Origin of the sequence: Limnoglobus roseus, assembly GCF_008254045.1 — a bacterium.
Lineage (GTDB): Bacteria > Planctomycetota > Planctomycetia > Gemmatales > Gemmataceae > Limnoglobus > Limnoglobus roseus.
Genome location: NZ_CP042425.1, coordinates 8409393 through 8431921 on the forward strand (window position 1 = coordinate 8409393; position 22529 = coordinate 8431921).

A 22529-nucleotide genomic window follows, 5' to 3' on the forward strand; every position below is an offset into this window, starting at 1 on the left:
CTCGCCCTCAGTCGGTGCCCGGGCCGACCATCTTCTCCGGCCGCACGATTTGGTCGAATTTCTCAGCCGTCAGCACGCCGCTGCCGTCCTTGAGTGGCGGGGCGAGTTTCACCGCCTCGTCACGGAGCGTCGTGCCGTTGTGGTGGGCCGTCTTCGCGATCTTTGCCGCCGCGTCGTAGCCGATGTGCCGGTTCATCGCCGTCACCAGCATCAGCGAGTTGCTCAGGTGGGCGGCAATCTGCTTCTTGTTCGGCTCGATACCGGACGCACAGTGTTCGGTGAACATGTGGCAGGCGTCGGTGATGAGCCGGACGGAGTGCAGGAAGTTGTGGATGATGACCGGCTTGAACACGTTCAGTTCGAAGTTCCCCTGCGACGCGGCGAAGCCGATGGCGGCGTCGTTGCCCATCACCTGCACGCACACCATCGTCATCGCTTCCGATTGCGTCGGGTTCACCTTGCCCGGCATGATCGACGAGCCGGGTTCGTTCTCGGGAATCGTGATCTCGCCCAGGCCGCAGCGGGGACCGGACGCCAGCCACCGCACGTCGTTGGCCATCTTCATCAGGGCCGTCGCCAGGGCCTTCAACGCGCCGCTGGCGAAGACGAGTGCCTCGTGGCCGGCGAGGGCGGCGAACTTGTTCGGGGCGGTCACGAACGGCAGCTTCGTCAGGTCGGCGATCTGCTTCGCCACACGCACGGCGAACTCCGGGTGGGCGTTCAACCCAGTGCCGACGGCCGTGCCGCCGAGGGCGAGTTCGGACAGGCCGGGCAGGCTTTGCTCGATGGCCTTGATGCCGTTGTCGATCTGCGCGACGTATCCGCTGAACTCTTGGCCGAGCGTCAGCGGCACGGCGTCCATCAGATGCGTGCGGCCGATCTTTACCACGTCCTTGAACTGCTCGGCCTTCTTGTGCAACGTCTCGCGGAGTTCCTTCACGCTCGGGATGAGCCGGTGAACGACTTCCTCCGCGGCGGCGATGTGCATGGCCGTCGGGAAGGTATCGTTCGACGACTGCGACATGTTCACGTCGTCGTTCGGGTGGATCGGCTTCTTCGACCCCATCTCGCCGCCGGCCATCTCGATCGCGCGGTTCGAGATGACCTCGTTGACGTTCATGTTCGTCTGCGTGCCGCTGCCGGTCTGCCAGATGCGCAGCGGGAAGTGCCCGTCGAGCGTGCCGGCGATCACCTCGTCGGCCGCCTTCTCGACGAGCGCGAGTTTCTCTTTCGGAAGAAGTCCGAGGCCGGCGTTGGTCATCGCGGCCGCCTTCTTGAGCGTGCCGAACGCCCGGATGACCGCCCGCGGCATCGTGTCGTCGCCGATGGCGAAGTGAATCAGCGAGCGGGCCGTCTGGGCGCCGTAATAGCGGTCGGTCGGCACCTCGATCTTGCCCATCGTGTCGGTTTCGATTCGCGTCGCGGCCATGTTGAAGAGGCTCCAAGATTGGGTGGAAGTGGGGTCATTGTAGGACGCAGAAACTGCCTGCCATGCCTCGACGAACCTGGGGCAATCTGCGAAACTGTCAGTCTTCTCCCGTAAGGAGGTTAGCGGATGAAACGACTGATTCTGGCCGTTGCCGTGCTGGCGGCGGTGGCGGGTCGCGGTTCCGGCCAGCAAATCCCGACGACGGCCGATTATTTGAAGGGCATCAAGGCCGTCGGCCGCGAAGGGCAAGGCAACGACGTAGCCGCCTCTTGCTGGAAGGGGCTTGTGGCGACCGGCGAGGCGGCCCTGCTGCCCACCCTGGAAGCATTTGCCGGGGCCAACCCAACGGCCGCCAACTGGCTGCGGTCGGCCGTGGACGCGATTACCGAGGGTGAAGAGAAGGCCGGGAAGAAGCTCCCGACCGAGGCGTTGAGGACGTTCCTGACCACGACCACGCACGACCCGGCGGCCCGCCGTATCGCTTACGAAGTGCTGGCGAAGGCCGACCCGACCGCGGCCGAGAAAATCATCCTGAGCCTGCGGGACGACCCCAGCGTCGAACTCCGCCGCGACGCCATCGCGAAGGCCATCGCAACGCTCAAGGACGGCGACAAGGTGCCCGAAAGCCTGTTCACCGCCGCCCGCGACAAGGACCAAGTCGAGGAGATCGGCAAACGGCTCAACAAGTCTGAGGCGGACATCACGAATCACTTCGGCTTCATCCCGAAGTGGCACGTCGTCGGCCCGTTCGACAACACGAAAGGCGAGGGCTTTGCGAAGGCGTACCCGCCGGAACAGGGCGTGGACCTGAAGGCGACCTACGACGGCAAAGGCGGCGCGAAGGTCACCTGGAAGGCCGCCACGGCGAAGGCGAAGGACAAGGAGTACGCCCTCGTCGACCTGAACGCCGAACTGACGAAGCACAAGGACGCCGTGGCCTACGGCTTCGCCGTGATCGAAGTCGCGAAGGAAACGCCGGTCGAACTGCGGGCCGGGTCGATCACGTCGATCAAGATGTTCGTGAACGGCAAAGAAGTCTTCGACCGCGACGAGTACCACCACGGCATGAAAATGGACCAGCACGTCGGCAAGGCAACGCTGAAGACGGGTAAGAACGAACTCCTCGTGAAGATTTGCCAGAACAACATGACCGAACCGTGGGCGCAAAGCTGGGCGTTCCAGTTCCGCGTGTGCGACGCCACCGGCGGCGCGATCCCGTTCAAGCTCCTTTCGCCGGAGGCCAAGTGATGCGAAAGTTTCTGCTCTTGTTCCTGCTCACGGGGACCGCGTCGGCGGCCGAGTGGAGCCAGTTTCGCGGGCCGGGCGGGGCCTGCGTGTCCGACGAGAAGAACCTGCCCGAGAAGTGGTCCAAGACCGAGGGGCACCGCTGGAAGACCGATCTGCCAGCCCGCGGCGTGTCTGGGCCGGTGGTGTTCGGCGATAAAATCTACCTCACGGCGTCGTCCGGCGTCCGCGACGACCGCCTGCACGTTCTCGCCTTCGACCTGAAGACCGGCAAGCAACTCTGGCACCGCCAATTCGCGGCCACCGGCGGCACGAACTGTCACCCGATGACGTGCATGGCCGCTCCGACGCCCGTCGCCGACGAGACCGGCGTCTATGCCCTCTTTGCCACCGGCGACCTCGCGGCGTTCGATGCCAACGGCACGCTCCGGTGGTACCGCTCGCTGGTCGGCGATTACCCGAGCATCACGAACCAAGTCGGCATGGCCTCGTCGCCGGTCTTGGCCGACGGCAAGCTGATTGTGCCGATGGACAACAGCGGCGACTCGTTCATTGCCGCGCTCGACCCGAAGACGGGCACGAACGTCTGGAAGACGCCGCGGTTCAAGGAAAGTAACTGGGTGACGCCGGTCGTTCGGTCGCCGGACGGGCGGACGGCCGAAATCCTGTTCCCGGGCCGCGACGGTCTGTCGGCTTACGACGCCGCCACCGGCAAGCGACTGTGGAACTCGAAGCTCGTAAACGGCGACATCCCGACGCCGACGATCCGCGAAGACATCGTCTACGCGCCGAGCGGCGGCGTCACGACGCTGAAGTTCGAGGGCGGCGAGCCGAAGAAGGTGTGGGCGTCGGCCAAGATGGGCAGCGGCATGACCTCACCGCTGGTGTACGACGGCATGGTCTACGCGGCGAAGGACGGCGTGATGAACACCGTGGACGCCAAGACCGGCGAATCGCTGTGGTCCGAGCGGTTCAGCAAGGACAAGGCGTCGGCGTCGCCGATCGGGGCCGACGGAAAGGTGTACGTCTTCTCGAACGGCGGGAAGACGACCGTCTTCAAAGCCAGCCGCGAGATGGAGATTGTGTCGGAGAATGATCTGGGGGAAGAGATTCTGGGCACGCCCGCGGTTGCGGCCGGGGCGATCATCATCCGCACCAACAAGGCGTTGTACTGCGTCGGGGCGAAGTAGGGGGTGGCAGACCCACCCGTCGAAGCGACGGGTGGGCTTTCGGTCACTTCTTGATGGCTTTTGTCAACTCGGCGGTGACGGCTTCCTCGTCCTTCTCGTTCAGCGAAACGAACGCGAACGACTTCACGACCTTCCCCTTCACCACGACGACTGCCGTCACGTGGGCGTCGGCGTTGATGCCCCACCCGTTCGGGCCGACCCCGTCGAACACGGTGAGGGCCGTCTTCCCGAATTTGAGCGAACCCTTCGCCCGTTCCAGATACTCCTTCGACTTCGCCGCGTCGCCGACCCATACGGCAACCACCTCGGCCTTATCGGCCGCGTCACCGATCTTCTCGTCGAGTTTCTTCAGGAAGCGGAACGCCGGCCGGCCGAACTTCTCCGCGTTCACGAACAGGTAGACCGTCGGCTCGTCCTTCCGCTCGGCAGCGAAGTCGATCTCCTTGCCTTCCTTCTCACCGACGACCACCGTGACCTTCACTTCACCAACTTTCTCGCCCGCCTTCGGGCCGGACTCCACGTCCGCCTGGCACGCGGCCGCGGCGGTCAACAGCACCAGCATCGAGAACGCTTTCATCGTCACTCCTCCGGGGTCACCAACAACGGGTACTCGGCGATGGAGAGACCGAGCGTGGGAATTTGAAGTAGCCGCCGCCACCCGCGGGTGACGCGGGTTTCTTCCGCTTGGCGGTACTCGGCGTCGAATTGTCGCTTGTCGAACGGCCCCTCGCACGCCACCGGCGGGAAGTTTTCGCCCACAATGTACTGGGCCAGTCCCGGGTTGCAGGCGATGTGGCGTTCCGGCTGTAAGTGCAGCATTTCTAACGGCACTTCGCCGAGGACGTACCGCAGGTACAGGTCCGATTCGGTGATCGCTTCCACGTCGCGGCCGCAGACTTCGCAACGATAACCTTCGTCACAGCGTGCCATCTCGGTATGCTATTCAGATAAGTTCTTTCTCGCAGGTGCTCCCGTGGCGTTTCCCATCGTCGTGATCGTCGGCCGGCCGAACGTCGGCAAGTCGTCCCTGTTCAACATGCTCGCCGGCCGCCGCATTAGCATCGTCGACCCGACGGCCGGTGTCACCCGCGACCGCATCTCGACCATTCTTGAGGCCGAGGGCCGGCACTTCGAACTGATCGACACCGGGGGCATGGGCATCCTCGACGTGGACAACCTCACGGAAGACGTCGAGCGGCAAATCCGCGTGGCGATCGAGATGGCCGCCGTCGTCCTGTTCGTGGTGGACATCCGCGAAGGGGCGGCCCCGCTCGACCAAGTGGTGGCCGAGCGGTTGCGGGTCATTGGGAAGCCGGTCATCTTCGTGGCGAACAAGGCCGACGAGATGACCCACGACACGGCCGTGAGCGACCTGTTCCGCCTCGGCTACGGCGAGCCGGTGATGGTGAGCGCCAACAGCAAGCGGGGCAAGGACGAACTCGTCTTCAAGATCCTTGACGCGCTGCCGGCCGGGGTGGTCGAAGCGGCCCCGGTCGATCCGTCGTTGAAGATCGCCATCGTCGGCCGGCGGAACGTCGGCAAGAGTACGTTCATCAACAGCATCGCCCAGGAAGAACGGGTCATCGTCTCGGAAGTCCCCGGCACGACGCGGGACAGTATCGACGTGCGGTTCGAGCGGGACGGCAAGACGTACCTGGCCATCGACACGGCCGGCGTGCGGAAGAAGGGAAAGTTCGACAACGACGTGGAGTTCTACAGCCTGCACCGGGCGGAACGCTCGATTCGGCGGGCCGACGTGGTGCTGCACTTCTTCGACGCCCGCAGTCGGGTCAGCCGGGTGGACAAGCAGTTAGCCGAGTACATCGCCGAGAACAACAAACCGGCCATCGTGGTGGTGAACAAGTGGGATCTCGTCCGCCACGCGATGGAAACCGAGAAGATGGCGGACTACATCCACAAGGTCTTCCCGATGCTCGACCACGTGCCGATCGCGTTCGTGACGGCGAAGACCGGCAAGAACACGTTCCGCGTGTTCAACCTCGCCCAAGAACTGCACAAGCAAGCTGGCGAGCGCATCCCGACCGGCGAACTCAACCGCATCCTCCGGGCAGCCACCGACGCCAACGCCCCGCCGGTGCGGCACCACAACAAGCAGGGCAAAATATTCTACGCCGCCCAGGTCGGCACGAACCCACCGACGATCGCCCTGGTGACGAACGGCCCGGACACCTTCGACCAAACCTACCTCCGCTATCTGACGAAAGTGCTGCGCGACCAGGGGCCGTTCGGCGAAGTGTCGATCAAGTTCCTGCTGCGGGCGAAGGGCGAAACGACCGGCGACAGCAAATTCCACGCGGAAGTCGAGGACGAACTGCCGGCCGAACCGCAAGCGATTGAGCCGGAACCCGCCCCAGAGCCGAAGCCACGGAAGAAGAAAAAGGGTCCGCAGGTGTGGGACGTATGACCGACGAAAACCAACTCACATCCCGTCAGGCTTATCTGGCCATGTTCGAGTTTCTCCGTCGCCACTACGAGCGAGGGCCGACGGATGAGATTGGAGGCTTGCTCGGTAGCCTGTCGGTATTAGCAGACGGGACGTCGGCCGACCCCGCCTACGCCAATGATTGGGCCGAAGCCGTCGCCGCAGTTCTCACGGCCGAATCCAATGGCCGGCATGCCGAGGCAGAGTTCCGAATCGTCTGAAGTCCAGTGACCTTTAGGGTTCCACCGTCACTGGCGGGGCCTTCGGCGCGTCCAGATCGCTCGCATCCAGTCGCCCCTCGGCCAGCAGTTGGCGGAAGATCGTCACCGTCTCGCGGATGCCGTCGTCGAGCTTCGTCTTCGGCATCGGTCCCAGGTCTTTTTGCAACCCGTCGTCGGACAGGTCGTAGGCAATCGCGATCTGCGTAGTGCCGTAGGTGACGAGCTTTTCCGCCTGCGGCAGCACCCGCACCAACGCCGCGTAGAACTCGCTCATCGGCACGACTTGGCCGCGGAGGTTGTAACTCTTCGCCCCGGTGTACGGCCGTTCGAGGCTGTTCACGAACGTCTTCGCCACGTCGTCCACGTACTGGTAGTCGGTCCACCCGCCGAAGCTGATCGAGTACGGCCGGCCGAGCACAACCGCCTTGATCGCCTTCGTCGGCTCGCTCGTCATGCCGAGGTCGCGGCCGACGCCGTAGACGGTCCACGGGCGGAGGCCGACGCTGCTGACGCCGTTGTCCTGGAAGTAGAGGCGGGCGTTCCCCTCGTTGCAGCACTTGAAGACGCCGTAGTGCGTGCTGGGGATGAGTTGCACGTCATCGCCGAGGGCGGCGTTCGACTTGTACTTATCCGGCCCGCCGAAGACGGCCGCGGAACTGGCGTAGACCAACCGCTTCACCTGATCGCCGGTCGCGCGGATGGCCTCGAAGATCGCGAGCGTGCCGAGGACGTTGACCTTCGCGCCGAGCATCGGGTCGGCCCGGCACGTCGGCACTTGTAACCCGGCGAGATGGATGACGTGCGTGATTTGTTCGTCAGCGATCACTTTCGTCAGGGCGGGCAGGTCGCACACGTCGCCGGGGACGAACTGCACCTTTTGCACGTCCGCTTCCGGCAGGATCAACCGCAGGCGGCGGGGGTCTTCCTTCAGGTCGTAGACGAGGACGTCGGCCCCCTTGTTCAGAAGGTTCCGCGCGATCCACGCGCCGATGAAGCCGTACCCGCCGGTGATGAGGACGCGCATGGAGAGGTTCCGAGAGGAAGATGAATTTTGGCGAGCCGAGCGGCGTAAGCCGCCGGGTGAATGTCGGTGATACTTACGCCGCTCGGCTCGCCAGGGGTGTTAAACGGGGTTGACGGCTTCGACGGCGGTGGTTTCGCCGATGTTCTCGCTCGCCACCTTCGCCAGGGTCGCGAGCTTGTCGTTCTCGTTCAGGTTCATCACGCGGACGCCCTGGGTGTTGCGGCCGACAATGCGGATGTCCTCGACTTTGCTCCGCGTGACCATGCCGTCTTTCGAGATCAGCATCACGTCGTCGCCGTCGCGGATGGCGACGACGGCGATGACCTTGCCGTTCCGCTCGCTCGTCTTGATGTCGCGGACGCCCTTACCGCCGCGGCGCTGCTTGCGGTACCGCATCGCCGACGGAGACGTTTCCGCGTTCTCGTCGGCCGTCTCGGCCGGCGCTTCCTCGACCTCGTCCTCGGTCGCCTCGCCGGCGGTGTTCGGGCCGAACGGCGTCCGCTTGCCGTAGCCGTTCTCGCAGACGGTGAGCAGGTAGCCGTCGGGGTCGGCCACGACCATGCCGACGACCTCGTCGTCCTTGACCACGTTGATCCCCTTCACGCCCTTCGAGTTTCGGCCGACCTCGCGGGCGTCGGATTCGGCGAACCGGATGGCCATGCCGTTCCGGGTGCTCAGGACGATCTCGTCGCCGATCTTCGTCAGGGCCACGTCCATCAACCGGTCGCCGTCTTCCAGGTTGATGCCGATGATCCCGCCGGCCCGCGGGCGGCTGTAGTCGGCCAGCGGCGTCTTCTTCACGAGACCCCGCCGCGTGGCCATCGTGAGCGAGAAGTCCCCCTCAAAGTTCCGCACGGGAATGATGCTCGTGATCTTCTCGTCGGTCTTCAGTTGAAGGACATTCGCGATCGACCGTCCGGCGCTCGTGCGCGTGGCCAGTGGGATGTTGAACACCCGCAGCCAGTAGCACTGACCCTTGTCGGTGAAGCACAGCAGGTACGCCTTCGTGGACGCGACGAAGAAGTGTTCGACGAAGTCGTTCTCGCGGGTGCCGCCCTGCACGCCCTTGCCGCCGCGGCCCTGCACGCGATAGGTGTCCAACGGCATCCGCTTGAGGAAGCCCTCGTGCGTCATCGTCACGACGTTCGGCTCGTCGACGATCAGGTCTTCGAGGTCAACGTCGCCGCCCTCGTTCGAAATCTCGGTGCGACGGGGCGTGCCGTACTTGTCGCGGGCGTCTTCCAGGTCCTTGCGGATGATCGCGTTCACGAGCGACTCGTTCGCGAGCAGTTCCTCGTACCCGCGAATCTGGTCGCGGAGCGTCTTGAACTCCTTCAGAATCTCGTCGCGTTCGAGGTTGGCGAGTTGGCCGAGTTGCAGCCGCACGACCGCTTCCGCCTGTTGCTCGGTCATCTGGTACGTTTCGGTCAGGCCGAGTTCCCGTTGCAGCGTGGCGAACCCCTCGTCGCCGAGGGCGCGTTGCAGCACGCTGGCGGCGACAACCATCTCTTGCAGTTGAACCTTCGCCTCGGCCCGACTCGGGGCGGCCCGGATGATGCGAATGACCTCGTCCAGCGAAGACATCGCGATGAGTTGCCCTTCGAGGACGTGGCTGCGGCGCTTCGCCTCGCGGAGCAAATACTGCGTCCGCCGGCGGATCACCACGACGCGGTGGTCCAGGAACTTCTGCATCATCTCCTTGAGGGAGAGCATGTGCGCCCGGCCCTCGACGAGCGCGAGCAGGCCGATGCTGACCGTCGATTGCAGCGGCGAGTACTGGTAAAGCTGGTTCAGGACGAGGTGCGGGTCGGTGCCTTTCTTGAGTTCGACCACAAGCCGGACCGGCTCGCCGCTACGGGCACTGGACTCGTCGCGGATGCCGGTGATGCCGGCGATGCGGTCGTTCTTGACAAGTTCGCCGATGTCAGCGGCGAGCTTGTTCCGGTTAACCGAGTACGGCACTTCGCGGATCAGAATGCTCGGAGACTTCCCCTTCCCCTCCTCGATGATGTCGGCCCGTGCCCGGAGCTGGATGCGGGAGCGCACGCCGCGGTAGCCGTCGGCGATGCCCTGCTTGCCCATGATGATGCCGCCGGTCGGGAAGTCCGGGCCGGGGATGATCTCAAGCAGGTGGATAAGCGGCACGTCCGGCTCGTCGATGAGGCGGATGAGGCCGGTGCAGACTTCGCCGAGGTTGTGCGGCGGGATGTCGGTGGCCATGCCGACGGCGATGCCATCCGAGCCATTGACGAGCAGGTTCGGGAACTTGCTCGGCAGCACGAGCGGTTCGCGGTACTTGCCGTCGTAGTTGTCAATGAAGTCGACCGTCTCGTTTTCGAGATCGTCGAGCATGTCGGCGGCGACGTTCGTGAGGCGGGCTTCGGTGTACCGGTGGGCGGCGGGCGGGAGGCCGGCGATCGAGCCGAAGTTCCCCTGGCCGTGGATGAGCTTGGCCCGCATCACCCAATCCTGGGCCATGCGGACGAGCGTAGCGTAGATCGAGGCGTCGCCGTGCGGGTGGTACCGCTTCATCGTCTCGCCGATGATGCCGGCGCACTTGCTCGTTGACGACGACGGACTGAGGCCGAGGTCGTTCATCGCGACGAGGATACGCCGCTGCGAGGGCTTCAGGCCGTCGCGAACGTCCGGCAGCGCCCGACTGACCATGACCGACTGGGCGTAGGCGAGGTAGCTGGATTGCAGTTCGTCGGCGATGTCGATGGGCGTGATCGGGGCGTCGGGAACGAGGGCCGTGGTCGTGCCGTCATCCGGCGGAACGGGGGGCTTCTTATCCTTGGCCAACGGCGTGCCTCCGAGAGGGTTCAGCGTCTGGAAATTCTATGGAAATGCGCCCGCTCGAACCATCGTTGGAGACGCGAATAACGCTGAAATTTCCGGGGATTTGTACCGGTTAGTTGAGGCGAAGAATCGGCCTACCGCGGCCCGCCTCGGAGGGCGTCCAGCGCCGCCCCGATGTCCGGCGATCGCATCAGCGATTCGCCCACCAAAACGGCCCGCACCCCGGCCGCGGCGAGGCGGTCGAGGTCGGCCCGCGTCTTGATGCCGCTCTCGCTCACAACCGTTACCGCCGGCGGAATCCTCGGCATCAGGTCGAGCGTGTGGTCAAGCCGCGTCGTGAAGGTCCGCAGGTCGCGATTGTTGATGCCGACCAAGACGGCCCCGGAATCCAGCACTCGCGGCAGTTCCTCGGCGTCGTGCAGTTCTACGAGGACGTGCAGGCCGAGTTCGCGGGCCTCGAAGTGCAGTTCCCCCAGCCGCGTGCCGGGCAGAATCTCGGCAATCAGCAGCACCGCATCAGCCCCGGCCGCCCGGGCTTCGAGCAGTTGGTAGCGGTCAAGAATGAACTCCTTCCGCAACAACGGGACGTTCACCGCCCGCCGGATCGCGGCCAAATAGTCGAGATGGCCCTGAAAATACTGTTCGTCGGTCAGCACGCTGAGGCACGCGGCCCCGTGTTCGGCGTAAGTCGTGGCGATCCGCACCGGGTCAAAGTCCGCCCGGATGACGCCGGCCGACGGCGACGCCTTCTTCACCTCGGCGATGATTCGCACCTCGCCCGGTCGGCTCAGGGCGGCAACGAAGTCCCGCGTCGGTGGCAGGTCTGCAATGCGCGATTCCAGGTCGGCGGCCGGCAGCAGGGCCTTCGCGGCCGCGATTTCCTGCCACTTGGTTTCGACGATGCGGTCGAGGATAGTTGCCATGACGTTGTTTTACGGACGACGGCCAAGCGACCTTCCGCTTTTTCGCCGCGAATGGTATCACGCTGCGCAAAGTCGGAGGATTCTGCAATGATTCGGTTCGGCCTCGCGGTCCTGTTCGCTTCGCTCGGCTCGTCGGCGTTCGCCCAAAACTTACTTCGGTTCCAATGGAAGGCGGGGGAGCAACTCGCGTTCTCGGTGGTGCAAGACACCACGATCAGCGAGACGGCCCCTCTGCAAACCGGCGGCAAGCCGGAGACGCTGACGACCACCACGAAGCTGGCCATCGGCAAGCGATGGGACGTGAAAGACGTGGACGCCACCGGCACGGCCACGCTGACACTGACCATCACGGCGATGAAGCAAGAAATCTCGAAGCCGCTCGTCGGCAAAGACGGCAAAATCGCCCTCGACACGATCGTGATGGACTCGGCCACGCCCGACGGGGCGAAGGAAATGGCCGAGTACCTGAACAAACCAATTCTCACGGCGAAGGTCGATGCTCGCGGCGGCGTGATCGAAGCGAAAGCGGTGGCCGGCGAATCGACGACCAACCGCCTCCAGGCCGAACTGCCCTTCCGCGTGCAACTGCCGGAGCAGGCGGTGGCCGTCAACGGAACGTGGGAGCGGACGTTCAACGTGAAACTCGACCCGCCGCTCGGCATCGGCGAAGCCCACGAGGCGAAGCAGACCTACACACACCGCGCCACCAACGGCGGTTACGCCGTCATCGGCCTGACGACGGCGTTCAAGAGTTTGCCGATTGCGGCGGCCGAACAGCAACCGCTCATCCCGTGGCTGTGGGAGGGCGACGTGTTCGTCGAGATCGAGAAGGGCCGGTACGCTGGGGCGAAGCTGACCGCGAAGAAAACGATCGCCAATCACCAGGGTGAAGGAACGAAATTCGTCTTCGAGAGTACGTACACGGAAGCGGCCGCCGGGAAGTGAACGAAAATTTCGCCGACGGTTGCCCTTGCTATTTCGATCGCCGGCCGTAGTATTCCCCCACAAGATTCGCGGGTGTAACTCAGTGGTAGAGTACCTCGTTGCCAACGAGGTTGTCGTGGGTTCAAGTCCCATCACCCGCTCTCCGAAAGCCCAGCGACACCCGTCGCTGGGCTTTCTCGTTCCGGGGCTTCCCCCGGTACGGGGTTTTCCATAACCTCAACGATTACCAAAACCGCGGCAGAATGCCGTGGCGTTATCCGAAATGGTGGGCCGATGAGCGAAACTGAAACCGCGACGAAGACGGACTCCATCACCGCCCCGGACGCGATGGACAAGAAGCTGCCGCAGACGGTGGAGATCAAGGACGCCGGGCCGTGCAAGAAGCACGTCAAGGTGACCGTCGATCGCGCGGTCATCGACACCCGCTTCGACGAGAAGTTCACCGACATCGTCCGCAGCAACGACGTGCAGATCAACGGCTTCCGGCCGAAGAAGGCTCCGCGGAAGATGATCGAGCAGCGGTACAAGAAGGCCGTCGCCTCGGAAATTAAGACCGAAGTGCTGATGGCCAGCCTCGAACAACTCGCCGACGAGCAGCAGATTTCGCCGCTCGCCCCGCCCGACCTGAACCCGCACACCATCGTCATCCCCGAGAGCGGCCCGTTCATTTACGAGTTCGACATCGAAGTCCGCCCGGAGTTCGACCTGCCGAACTTCAAGGGCTTGAAGCTCCGCAAGCCAGTCCACGCGATCACCGACGAGGACGTGAAGCGGGAAACCGCCCGCATCCTCGAACCCTACGGCCAAGTGGTGCCGAAGGAAGGGGATAACCCGACGGTCGCCCTCAACGACATCATCACCGTCGACCTGACGATCAAGCACGACGGCCGAGAACTGAACACGATCAAAGAAACGCGGATGAAGGTCGAGAAGCGGCTCGCCCTCGCCGACGGCGTCGCGGAAGACTTCGGCAAGACGCTCAGCGGGGCGAAGGTCGGCGAAGAACGCACGGTGAACATCGTGCTGTCGAAGGAAATCCAGAACCCGGCCCTCGCCGGTGCGACGGTGCAGGCGACCTTCAAGATTCTCGACGTCAAGACGATCAAGTTGCCAGAGTTGAACGCGGAAACGGTCACGGAGTTCGGCGTCAAGGGCGTCGAACAATTCAACGAACTGATCCGCGTCCGCCTCGAACGGCAAATGGAGTACGTCCAACGCCAGGCGGCCCGGACGGAAGTCTTCAAGCAACTCGCCGGCGAACAGAAGTGGGATCTGCCGGAAGACCTGCTGAAGCGACAAGCCCGCAAGACCCTGGCCCGCCGCGTGATGGAAATGAGGTCGTCGGGCATGACCGACGACCAGATCGCCGGCCGCCAGCGGATGCTCGAAATCGACGCGATTCGCAGCACCTCAGAGGCCCTGAAGGAGCACTTCGTCCTCCAGAAGATCGCGGAAGTCGAGAAGCTGGAAATCGAAGACGCGGACATCGAGAACGAAATCGCGGAAGTCGCGGAGCGAAGCGGCGAGAGCTACCGCAAGGTGCGGGCCCGCATGGAAAAGGACGACCTGATCGAAGCCCTCGCCACGGAACTGCTGGAACGCAAGGCCCTCGACCTCGTGCTGCAAGACGCGACCTACGACGAGTACGAGTGGAACCCGGCCGCCGACGACCAGGACGAAGTTTCCACCATCTCCAACGAGACGATCACGGAAGAACAATCCGCCGCACCGGCCCCAGCCGCCGAAGGCGAAGCGAAGGGCTAACGGGTGTCGAGCACCCGCGGAAAGTGTGACCCACTTTCGTACGCGATCTGTTGACGCCCGGCGTACAGTATTAAAGACGTTCGGTTGCACGAAGGGGGGCGTCAGCCCCCCATTTTTTTTCGCCCACGAAAGGCACCTTCATGCTCCCGCCATTTGACCCGCTCGGCGCGATGGGACCGCTCGCGAATGTCATGGACCCGGTCGCCCAGCGCGGCCAGTACTCCCGCCAGCGGACGATGACCCTCGGCGACCTGCTCCTCGAGAACCGCATCGTGTTCATCGGCAGTTCGCCCGAAACCGGCGGCAGCCCGGTCATCACCGACTACCTCGCGAACATCACGATCCAGAAGCTCTTGTTCCTCGTCACCGAGAACAAGACGGCCGACATCCACATGTACATCAACAGCCCCGGCGGCAGCGTGTCGGCCGGCCTCGCGCTGTACGACGCGATGCAGTTCGTCGAGTGCCCGATCCACACGTACTGCATGGGCCTCGCCGCCAGCATGGCCAGCGTGCTGTTGTGCGCCGGCTCGAAGGGCAAGCGGTACTGCCTGCCGAACAGCAAGGTGATGATCCACCAGCCCTACGGCCAGGTCGGCGGGCAGGTCTCGGACATCGAGATTCAGGCGAACGAACTCATCAAGACGCACGACCGCCTGAACCAGATCATGTCCGACCACACCGGCCAACCGCTGAGCGTCATCGCCAAGGAGAGCGACCGCGACCGCTACTTCACGGCCTTCGAGGCGAAGGAGTTCGGCCTCGTGGACGACGTGCTGACGAAGCCGGTGGATGGCAAGAAGTAACGGTTATTCCGACCCGCGCGGTTGACGCCCGCGGACCGAACATTCCCGTCGGGCCGACGCCCGGCGACAATCGGGCGGAACCCCCGCCCGACCCCACTCACACCAGAACGCACCGGCCGCCGATAACACGGGTGCGGCCGTCTGCGAGGAGGTCCGACGATGCCGCTAGTACCGATGGTGATCGACAGTAAGGGCCGCGAGGAACGGGCCTACGACATTTACAGCCGCCTGCTGAAAGACCGGATCGTCTTCCTGCAAGGCGTGGTCCAAGACGACATGGCGAACTTGATCGTCGCCCAGTTGCTGTACCTCCAGTTCGAGGACCCGAAGGCCGACATCCACCTGTACATCAACAGTCCCGGTGGCAGCGTCTCGGCCGGCCTTGCGATCTACGACACGATGCAGTTCTTGACCTGTTCGGTCTCGACCTACTGTATCGGCATGGCGGCGAGCATGGGGGCGGTCTTGCTGACCGCCGGGGCCGCCGGCAAGCGGTACGCCCTGCCGAACGCCCGGATCATGATCCACCAGCCGCTCGCCGGCATGGAGGGGACGAGTTCCGAGATTCAGATTCACGTGAAGGAGTTCTTGAAGACCAAGAAGAAGCTGAACGAGATTCTGAAGCGCCACACCGGGAAGTCGCTGGAGCAGATCGAGAAGGACACCGACCGCGACAACTTCATGGCGTCGGTCGAGGCGAAAGAATACGGGCTGATCGACAACGTGTTGGAGCGCATGCCCGACGGCATGGGCCGACCCAAAACGGACTGACCGCGGCGAGAGCCGTGGCGGGGCAGGATGCACACCACGGACGCAAACAACATGAGCCGACCCCGTCGCGATTTTTCGCGGTGGCGTCGGCTCATGTTGTTATGTGTGCTGCTCACCGCCGGGTGCAAGTCCAGCCCGCGGTACGATCTGATCGAAGCGGAACTGCGGACCCGCGAGCGCGAACTCGCGGCCGCCAAGTCGGAACTCCGCAACAGCCGTCAGTTGAACGAAGCCTATCAACGTCAGTCCCGCGGTCCGGTCACCGGCGAGGACTGCGTCGGCGGTGCGTTTCAACCGTTGAAGGAACTGATACTCGGCAGCGGCACCGGCGGTGCGGACAACGACGGCCAACCCGGCGATGAGGCGTTGCAGGTCGTGCTCGTCCCGCGGGACGAAGACAACTCCGCCGTGAAGGTGCCGGCCACCGTCACGGTCCTCGCGTATGAAGTCTCACGAAGCGGCACGAAGACCGCCATCGGCCGGTGGGACGTATCCGCGGACCAACTTCACAAGACGTGGCGGAGCGGCCTGTTCGCCACCGGTTACTACGTCCTCTTGCAATGGGACCAACTCCCGGCCACGGAGAAGGTACGGTTGGTCGTACAGATGAAAACCCTCGACGGCCGGGCGTTCGAGGCCGACAAGGACATCACCGTCCGCGTCCTCCCCGGCGTCGCTCCCGGTAACCGCGACCCTGGCCCGCCGGTCTTCGGCCCGCAACCCGGCCCACTTCCGCCGACGGGGGGGCCGACGCCGTGGATTCCGGCCCCCGCTGTTCCGACCGCACCGTCGGTCCCACCGCCTATCGCCCCGCCGATGATTGATGAACTGCCGCCGCCGGCGGAGAACCGCTCGCAACGCCCGGTGACGCTGGCACCGGCTCGGCCTCGCGGTTGATCGTGGCCAGCCGAACGCCGTAAGGAGTCGAGTGAGGGCCATTCACCCGACTCCTTACGGCGTTCGGCTCGTCGGCGATCCGCTAGAATGCCCGCATGTTCACCGACCCGCCGTGGCTGCAACCGCGAACCGCCTACCTGCACGTCCCGTTCTGCGGCCACCATTGCGGCTACTGCGACTTCGCCGTCACGGCCGGCCAGGACCACCTCATCGAACTGTACCTCGACGCCCTCGAACTCGAACTCGCCGCGCTCGGCCAACCGCAGCCGGTCGAAACGATCTTCGTCGGCGGCGGCACGCCGACGTACCTGACGGCGAAGCAACTCCGCCGGTTGCTGGAAGCGATCCACAAGTGGCTGCCGATCATTTCGCCGGGGTCACACGAGTTCTCGGTCGAATCGACGCCGGAAAGCCTCGACGCGGAGAAGGTGCACCTCCTCGCCGCGTTCGGCGTGAACCGCGTCAGCATCGGCGTGCAGTCGTTCCACCCGCACCTGCTCGCGGCGCTCGAACGGCGGCACGGGGTAGAGCAGATTCCGCAGGCGGTGGAGATGGTTCGCAAACAAATTCCCGCGATCTCCTTCGACCTGATCTTCGCCGCCCCCGGCCAGACGTTGGCACAATGGGAAGCCGACCTCGACGCGGCTCTCGCGTTCGATCCGGACCACGTCTCGACCTACGGCCTGACCTACGAGAAGGGCACGCCGCTCTGGAAGGACCGCGAACGCGGGGCGGTGCGAACGGTGGACGAGGACAACGAACTCGCGATGTACGAGCACGCGATGGACCGGCTGGCAGCGGCCGGTTTCGAGCACTACGAGATTTCGAACTTCGCGAAGCCCGGGAAGAGGTGCCGGCACAACGACCGGTACTGGGCGAACGAAGCCTACTTCGGCGTCGGCGTCGGCGCGGCCCGGTATGTGCAATGGGTTCGCGAGTTGAACGTCCGCGACACGAAGCTCTACGTCCGCCGCGTTCTCGCCGGCGAGACGCCGACGTACCAGAGCGAAGAGTTGGACCCGCGCGAGCGGGCGTTCGAAACAATCGCCACGCAATTGCGGCGGGCCGACGGCGTGCGGCGGGATCGTTTCCGCGACCAGACGGGGTTCGAGTTGGATGAACTCATCGGCGACTGGGTGCGGGACTTCACGGCGAACGGATTGCTTCTCGACGACGACTCATCCGTGCGGTTGACGCGCCGGGGGAAATGCCTCGCGGATGGGATAGTCACTTCTGTGATGAAGAGTCGGTGAAACGGAAGTCGAGGTAAAGAGATTGCCAGATGTAAGGCGAGCGGCCCGGCGTGAGCGGACCGTGTCAGCAAGTATCAGACACGGCCCGCTCACGCCGGGCCGCTCGCCGTTGAATTCGGACGGAAGCCGCGGTCACGCCTTCATCAGCACCGCCCCTTCGCCGTTGCGGAGGGTGATCGACTGAATCACCGGGCCGAGAGTGCCGTCGGCGTTCACTTGTCGGTAGTTGCCGTTGAGTTGGTGCGTCGTCGCCGTCGCGTCGTCGGTCGTGCCGGTGCCCTGCCCCAGTGTGTACGACCGCGGCTTGAACAGCACCAGCGCGTCGTCGTACTCCCGCGAGAAAACCTTGTACGTTAGTTTCGCGTTCTGCGGGTCGGCCCCTTGGGCAAAGACCTGCATCGTGCCGGCCGGTTGGCCGACGTCTACGGTTGCCGCGGGGATCCACTTCTTCGACCACGCCGCAGCCGGGGCGTAGCCACCCCAGATCATCAGGTAGGTCTTCACCGGGTCGGCGAGCAGGTAGTAGTACGACAGCGTGCCGATCTGTGTCCGCGGGTCGGTCATATTCGCCACCGACCCAGGGTGCGAGTCGAGGATTACTTGCGTCGATCCGTCGCCGGCGTTCAGCCGTTGCTGGACCGTGTTGGCCACGTCGCCGAGTTGCGACCAGTTCGCGTCGTTGGGCCGCAAGAGGAACTCTTCCAGCGATGCACCAGCCGCCGCCGTCACGCCGGTCGCGTCGGTCCCACCGCCAGTGGTGTTCGCCAGAATGACCTTGCCCGGCGTCGCGTTGCGGATCGCCTGAATCACGCCCGCCATCTGCGCGGAGTACGTCGTCGTCGACTCCAGCACCGGCGTCGTGCCGACCGGGGACCGACCGCTGGCGTTGTCCATGAAGATGCCGTCGGCGATCGGGTTGGCCGCCAGCAGGGCCGCGTGAACGTCAGCCGCCCACGCCTTCACGCCGTCGGAGGTCGGGTTCGTGATGAACCGCATCTGCCCGTAGTACGGGTAGAACAGCCGCGACTCATAGGTGAACCGGGCGTCGAAACCGGTGCGGCGGTTGGCGTACTCTTGATCGTTCAGGTAGCCGTCGCCGTTGGCGTCCGCCTTTGCGTCGAAGGCGGGGATGGTGCCGGTCGTCTTGCCGTTCGCGCCGACGTAGTCGCGGCCGAGGATCGTCTTCGCCTCCGGGGCTTGTGCCGCCGTGCCGGTCGTCGTGCGGAACCGGACGGCGTACAGGGGGTTGGTCGAACCGGCCGTCGCCGACGCCACCCAATCGGCCGGCGGATCGAACGTGATTTGCCCGTCCTTTTGAAGCCCCGTGGTCCCGTCGGCGAGCAGCGGCAGGGTCTTCCACACGGTCTGTCCCGCGGCGTTCGTGCCGGCCGCGTACTCCCACACGCCGGACCAACCGGCCTGCGGCGGGCGGGTGAGCGTGACGTTCAGTTCGCGGAACTTGTCGGGGAAACCGAGGGTGACCGCTTCGCCCGTGCCGCCGAAGGTGACGCCGACGTTCCGGCCACCCCGCGCGTTCGCGGTCAAATCGGTGACGGCCCCGCTGCCGTTGGCCGCCGCGCGGGACACGCTCCAGAACCAGTTCACCGGCTGCGACGACGGACTACTGCCGGTGAAGGCGGTCGCCTTGGAGACGTGGTAGAAAGCCGCCTCGCGGTCGAGGCCGTGCGCGTCGGCGTACTTCAGCCAGTTGGTGAGCAGGTCTTGGTAGAGGTTCGAGACGTTGCTGTAGAGGTACTTCGTCGAATCCGGGGCGACCTGTTCGAAGGTGTCGAAGTACTTCGGGTTCGGCACGATCAGGTCGATCGAGTTCGCCGCCAGGTCTTTTTCGAACTGACCGATCGGCGTGTTGTCGTAGGCCAACTCCGCGAGTCGGATGTGCGTGTAGTGCTGAACCGGCGTCGGCGGCACGGCCGGCGGTGGAACGGCTGGGGGGACAACGGGCGGCACGACAATGGGCGGAACCGCAGGCGGCACGGTCGGAGGAACGACAACAGGTGGGACAACCGGAGGAACGTCGGGGACCGTAACCGGTGGCACGTCGGGGACCGTGACGGGAGGAACGACCGGCGGCACATCGGGGACCGTAACCGGAGGAACGTCGGGGACTGTCACCGGCGGGACGACCGGGGGCACGTCGGGAACTGTGACCGGGGGAACCGCGGGCGGCACGACCGGCGGAACTTCCACAACCGGGGGAACCGCGGGCGGGCTGACATCAACCGGCGGTGTTTCGTCCACCGGCGGCGGAACCACGACCGGCGGAACGGTCACGACGGGCGGGACTTCGACCGGCGGCGGAATCGGCGTCACCACGACCGGCGTGGCGTCGGAAGAGAATACGCTAAAGTCGTCCACGTAGCCGGTGCCGTAAGGACCGGACTGACGGCCGATGCCGGCGAGCCCGGAACTCGGCTGCACGCTCACGGCCGTTGCCAGCACGTCCACGGCGTCCGCCTGCCAGTGGCCGTCCGGGGCGAGGAACTCGCTGGTGTTCGCCCCCTGCACACGGACCGACACTTGGTCGCCGGTCATCTGCACGCGGACGTTCAGCCACGTCGTCGCGATCGGTTGCGTGGCCGCACTCGACGCGAGCACGTGTTCCATCCCGCCGATGGATTCCACGATGGAAACACTTCCCACCGGGCCGACCGTCACGCCCACGTAGGACGCGCCGGCCGTGTCCAACCCGGCCCCGCGGGCGAACAGCAAGATCGGGGCTGGGTTGTCCGACAGGACGTAGGCTTGCACCGACACGTCGCCGGGGTTCACGGTACTCGTCCAGATACGGGACTGAACGCCGAGGGTGCCGTAGAGGGCGAGCGCTTGCTGGCCCGAGGTGGCGTGGTCGCGGTTGACGGCGGCGTAATCCGAGCCGTTGCTCGACCACTCCTGCCAGCCGCCGGGGGCGAATGGGAATGGGCTAGTGTCGAACGATTCGGTAAAGGCGACGGCAGGGGTCTCGCGGGCTTCGAGCGGCGCGCAGTGGGGCACAAACCGGCGGGCGGTCGTGGACGACATCCGTGACTCCTGGGGTGTCGATCAATGGTGCGAGCCCCAAACGCCGACCCTCCCCCCGACAAATTGCTCGACGGGTGCGGTCAGATTTTGGGGCAGTCCTTGCCATCCTGTGTTCTGATAGCAATCGGCGTTCGCGTCCGAACGTCCGCAGGAAACGAAGCGGGGTTCCGACAACCTCGTTGTCGGAACCCCGCTTCGACGCCGATAAGAGAACGAACCGCCGCGATGGATTAAGGCTCCCAGGACGCCCCGTCTTCGCCGACCTTCACGACCCGCACCGTCGGACACCCCAGCCCCCCCTCGACGGCGTGGCCGGCCAGCACGACCACGCGGCTGCCCACTTCAACGACCCCGGCCCGGTAAGCGTCGCGGACAGCCGCCTCCATCCGGTCTTCACCCGGCGCGAGCCACCCGAGGGGGATGGGCTGGATCCCCCACACGAGCGACAGCCGCCGCGGGACCACATCGCCCGGCGCAAGCCCGACAATCCGCGCCCACGGCCGGTTCCGTGCCAACAGCCGGGCCGTGCGCCCCGTCAGCGTCGGGGTGAGGATCGCATCCGCCCCGACCGATTCCGCGAGGTCGCACGCCAACTGCGTGAGGTGGTCAATGATGTCGTTGACGGGCTGAAACAGATTCCGGGCGGGACGAATGTACTTGCTCGATTGCAGGTGCTTCTCCGTTTCCTCGGCGATGCGGGCCATACACCTCACGGCCTCGACGGGGAACTGCCCCACGGCCGTCTCGCCGGAGAGCATGACCGCGTCCGTGCCGTCGAATATGGCGTTCGACACGTCGCTCGCCTCGGCCCGCGTCGGCCGGGGGTTCTTCTGCATGGAATCGAGCATGTCGGTGGCCGTGATGACCGGCTTGCCGCGCAGCCGGGCTTCCAGGATGAGTTGCTTCTGCGCCATCGGCACTTGTTCCAGGGGAATCTCGACGCCGAGGTCGCCCCGAGCGACCATGATGCCGTCGAACGCCTGGATGATCGCGGCGGCCCGGGCGACGGCTTCCGGCCGTTCCATCTTCGCCAACACCGGGCCGCGGTAGCCGAACTTGCCGGCCGCCTCCCGCAACTCGTCGGCCGCCGACGCCTCCCGCACGAACGAGAGCGCCAGCCAGTCGGCCTGGGCTTTCACCGCCACTTCGATGGCCAACCGGTCGCGGTCGGTCACGCCCGAGATGCTCAACGGCGTGTCCGGCAGGTTGATCCCCTTGTTCGGCTTCAGCACTCCGCCGACGAGAACCCGTGCGAACAGTCGCCCGCCGTCGGCCTTCTCCGCTTCCAGTTGCAACCGCCCGTCGTCGAGCAGAACCCGTTGGCCGGGCCGCACGTCCGCGAGGCACTCCGGTTCGGTGATGACGACGTCGTCCAGGTGAACGGCCTTCTCGCTCAGGGAGAACGTCAGTTCGCCGCCGACCGGGAGGGGCCGTTCCGCCGTGATCTTGCACCGCAGCTTCGGCCCCGGCAGGTCCGCGAGGACGGCCGTCACCTTCCCGACCCGCCGCGATGCGTCGCGGAAGCGGGCCACCCGTGCGAGGTGTTCGTCGGCCGCCCCGTGCGAGAAGTTGATCCGGGCCACGTCCACCCCGGCCCGCAGCACGGCTTCGAGCGTGGCGGGGTCGTCCGTCGCTGGCCCGAGCGTGGCGACAATCTTCGTTCGACGCATGGTAGGCTTTCCAGAGGTGGGACGAGAGGTCACGGTTGGTTTACGAATTCGGCACGACTGGGTGCGAAGGTTGTGGCCCGCGGGCCGAGAAGTTTCCGTGTAAGGGCCGG

Annotated in this window: 18 protein-coding genes and 1 tRNA gene; 11 read left to right on the forward strand and 8 right to left on the reverse strand. The window is 65.1% G+C overall.

Features of this window, described 5'->3' with window-relative positions:
- Positions 1 to 7: 7 nt before the first annotated feature.
- Complete coding sequence (gene fumC, locus PX52LOC_RS35960; RefSeq protein ID WP_149114609.1) at positions 8 to 1429, reverse strand: class II fumarate hydratase; 1422 nt, start codon at positions 1427 to 1429, stop codon at positions 8 to 10.
- Positions 1430 to 1555: 126 nt separating this feature from the next.
- Between fumC and PX52LOC_RS35965 the strand changes: the two genes are divergently transcribed.
- Both PX52LOC_RS35965 and PX52LOC_RS35970 read left to right on the forward strand, forming a co-directional pair.
- A complete protein-coding gene (locus PX52LOC_RS35965; protein WP_149114610.1) occupies positions 1556 to 2677 on the forward strand; it encodes a HEAT repeat domain-containing protein in 1122 nt (373 codons plus the stop codon).
- Entirely contained in the window at positions 2677 to 3864 is a 1188-nt protein-coding gene (locus PX52LOC_RS35970) for an outer membrane protein assembly factor BamB family protein (protein ID WP_149114611.1), read from the forward strand. Before PX52LOC_RS35965 ends, PX52LOC_RS35970 begins: the two co-directional genes overlap by 1 nt.
- 43 nt (positions 3865 to 3907) lie before the next feature.
- Here PX52LOC_RS35970 and PX52LOC_RS35975 read toward each other — a convergent pair whose 3' ends face one another.
- Entirely contained in the window at positions 3908 to 4441 is a 534-nt protein-coding gene (locus PX52LOC_RS35975) for a hypothetical protein (protein WP_149114612.1), read from the reverse strand.
- 2 nt (positions 4442 to 4443) lie between these two features.
- On the reverse strand, positions 4444 to 4794 hold the full coding sequence (locus PX52LOC_RS35980; protein ID WP_149114613.1) for a hypothetical protein: 351 nt from the start codon (positions 4792 to 4794) through the stop codon (positions 4444 to 4446).
- Positions 4795 to 4837: 43 nt separating this feature from the next.
- Here PX52LOC_RS35980 and der point away from each other — a divergent pair, with 43 nt between their 5' ends.
- The gene (gene der, locus PX52LOC_RS35985) at positions 4838 to 6289 is read left to right on the forward strand and encodes a ribosome biogenesis GTPase Der (protein WP_149114614.1); all 1452 of its coding nucleotides are present in this window, start codon (positions 4838 to 4840) and stop codon (positions 6287 to 6289) included.
- Positions 6286 to 6528, forward strand: coding sequence for a hypothetical protein (locus PX52LOC_RS35990; protein ID WP_178132596.1), 243 nt, complete (start codon positions 6286 to 6288; stop codon positions 6526 to 6528). The genes der and PX52LOC_RS35990 overlap by 4 nt, the downstream gene beginning before the upstream one ends.
- Before the next feature lie 13 nt (positions 6529 to 6541).
- Here the strand turns inward: PX52LOC_RS35990 and PX52LOC_RS35995 are convergent, their stop codons facing one another.
- From PX52LOC_RS35995 to trpC, 3 genes are all read right to left on the reverse strand, one after another.
- Positions 6542 to 7552 carry an NAD-dependent epimerase/dehydratase family protein gene (locus tag PX52LOC_RS35995; RefSeq protein WP_178132597.1) on the reverse strand — a complete coding sequence of 337 codons (1011 nt, stop codon included), beginning with the start codon at positions 7550 to 7552 and terminating at the stop codon, positions 6542 to 6544.
- A gap of 99 nt (positions 7553 to 7651) precedes the next feature.
- Positions 7652 to 10354, reverse strand: a complete 2703-nt coding sequence (gene gyrA / locus PX52LOC_RS36000) for a DNA gyrase subunit A (protein WP_246173568.1) — start codon at positions 10352 to 10354, stop codon at positions 7652 to 7654.
- 131 nt (positions 10355 to 10485) lie between these two features.
- Positions 10486 to 11274 (reverse strand): indole-3-glycerol phosphate synthase TrpC, encoded by a 789-nt coding sequence (gene trpC / locus PX52LOC_RS36005; RefSeq protein ID WP_149114615.1) that lies wholly within the window; start codon positions 11272 to 11274, stop codon positions 10486 to 10488.
- An 87-nt stretch (positions 11275 to 11361) separates the two neighbouring features.
- On the opposite strand from trpC, the gene PX52LOC_RS36010 reads away from it, so the two are divergent.
- From PX52LOC_RS36010 to hemW, 7 genes are all read left to right on the forward strand, one after another.
- Positions 11362 to 12219, forward strand: coding sequence for a hypothetical protein (locus PX52LOC_RS36010; protein WP_149114616.1), 858 nt, complete (start codon positions 11362 to 11364; stop codon positions 12217 to 12219).
- A gap of 68 nt (positions 12220 to 12287) precedes the next feature.
- A tRNA-Gly gene (locus PX52LOC_RS36015) sits at positions 12288 to 12359 on the forward strand.
- A 133-nt stretch (positions 12360 to 12492) separates the two neighbouring features.
- Positions 12493 to 13983, forward strand: coding sequence for a trigger factor (gene tig, locus PX52LOC_RS36020; protein WP_149114617.1), 1491 nt, complete (start codon positions 12493 to 12495; stop codon positions 13981 to 13983).
- A gap of 140 nt (positions 13984 to 14123) precedes the next feature.
- On the forward strand, positions 14124 to 14789 hold the full coding sequence (locus PX52LOC_RS36025; RefSeq protein ID WP_149114618.1) for a ClpP family protease: 666 nt from the start codon (positions 14124 to 14126) through the stop codon (positions 14787 to 14789).
- Positions 14790 to 14948: 159 nt separating this feature from the next.
- The gene (locus tag PX52LOC_RS36030; protein WP_149114619.1) at positions 14949 to 15560 is read left to right on the forward strand and encodes an ATP-dependent Clp protease proteolytic subunit; all 612 of its coding nucleotides are present in this window, start codon (positions 14949 to 14951) and stop codon (positions 15558 to 15560) included.
- Between the two features lie 51 nt (positions 15561 to 15611).
- Positions 15612 to 16457, forward strand: coding sequence for a hypothetical protein (locus PX52LOC_RS36035; RefSeq protein ID WP_149114620.1), 846 nt, complete (start codon positions 15612 to 15614; stop codon positions 16455 to 16457).
- 95 nt (positions 16458 to 16552) lie between these two features.
- Positions 16553 to 17710 (forward strand): radical SAM family heme chaperone HemW, encoded by a 1158-nt coding sequence (gene hemW / locus PX52LOC_RS36040; RefSeq protein ID WP_149114621.1) that lies wholly within the window; start codon positions 16553 to 16555, stop codon positions 17708 to 17710.
- Positions 17711 to 17842: 132 nt separating this feature from the next.
- On the opposite strand, the gene PX52LOC_RS36045 is transcribed toward hemW, so the two are convergent.
- Both PX52LOC_RS36045 and pyk read right to left on the reverse strand, forming a co-directional pair.
- Positions 17843 to 20749 carry a putative glycoside hydrolase gene (locus PX52LOC_RS36045; protein WP_149114622.1) on the reverse strand — a complete coding sequence of 969 codons (2907 nt, stop codon included), beginning with the start codon at positions 20747 to 20749 and terminating at the stop codon, positions 17843 to 17845.
- A gap of 230 nt (positions 20750 to 20979) precedes the next feature.
- Positions 20980 to 22419: a pyruvate kinase gene (gene pyk, locus PX52LOC_RS36050; RefSeq protein WP_149114623.1), complete on the reverse strand. Its 1440-nt coding sequence runs from the start codon at positions 22417 to 22419 to the stop codon at positions 20980 to 20982.
- Between the last annotated feature and the right edge of the window lie 110 nt (positions 22420 to 22529).

Bases quoted from the DNA above. Each gene is read 5' to 3' on its own strand.
- tig (WP_149114617.1), top strand. From the start codon at position 12,493: ATGAGCGAAACTGAAACCGCGACGAAGACGGACTCCATCACCGCCCCG.
- PX52LOC_RS35970 (WP_149114611.1), top strand. From the start codon at position 2,677: ATGCGAAAGTTTCTGCTCTTGTTCCTGCTCACGGGGACCGCGTCGGCG.
- PX52LOC_RS36025 (WP_149114618.1), top strand. From the start codon at position 14,124: ATGCTCCCGCCATTTGACCCGCTCGGCGCGATGGGACCGCTCGCGAAT.
- pyk (WP_149114623.1), bottom strand. From the start codon at position 22,419: ATGCGTCGAACGAAGATTGTCGCCACGCTCGGGCCAGCGACGGACGAC.
- PX52LOC_RS35980 (WP_149114613.1), bottom strand. From the start codon at position 4,794: ATGGCACGCTGTGACGAAGGTTATCGTTGCGAAGTCTGCGGCCGCGAC.
- PX52LOC_RS35975 (WP_149114612.1), bottom strand. From the start codon at position 4,441: ATGAAAGCGTTCTCGATGCTGGTGCTGTTGACCGCCGCGGCCGCGTGC.
- PX52LOC_RS36010 (WP_149114616.1), top strand. From the start codon at position 11,362: ATGATTCGGTTCGGCCTCGCGGTCCTGTTCGCTTCGCTCGGCTCGTCG.
- PX52LOC_RS36035 (WP_149114620.1), top strand. From the start codon at position 15,612: ATGAGCCGACCCCGTCGCGATTTTTCGCGGTGGCGTCGGCTCATGTTG.
- fumC (WP_149114609.1), bottom strand. From the start codon at position 1,429: ATGGCCGCGACGCGAATCGAAACCGACACGATGGGCAAGATCGAGGTG.
- hemW (WP_149114621.1), top strand. From the start codon at position 16,553: ATGTTCACCGACCCGCCGTGGCTGCAACCGCGAACCGCCTACCTGCAC.
- trpC (WP_149114615.1), bottom strand. From the start codon at position 11,274: ATGGCAACTATCCTCGACCGCATCGTCGAAACCAAGTGGCAGGAAATC.
- PX52LOC_RS35995 (WP_178132597.1), bottom strand. From the start codon at position 7,552: ATGCGCGTCCTCATCACCGGCGGGTACGGCTTCATCGGCGCGTGGATC.
- PX52LOC_RS36030 (WP_149114619.1), top strand. From the start codon at position 14,949: ATGCCGCTAGTACCGATGGTGATCGACAGTAAGGGCCGCGAGGAACGG.
- PX52LOC_RS36045 (WP_149114622.1), bottom strand. From the start codon at position 20,749: ATGTCGTCCACGACCGCCCGCCGGTTTGTGCCCCACTGCGCGCCGCTC.
- PX52LOC_RS35965 (WP_149114610.1), top strand. From the start codon at position 1,556: ATGAAACGACTGATTCTGGCCGTTGCCGTGCTGGCGGCGGTGGCGGGT.
- PX52LOC_RS35990 (WP_178132596.1), top strand. From the start codon at position 6,286: ATGACCGACGAAAACCAACTCACATCCCGTCAGGCTTATCTGGCCATG.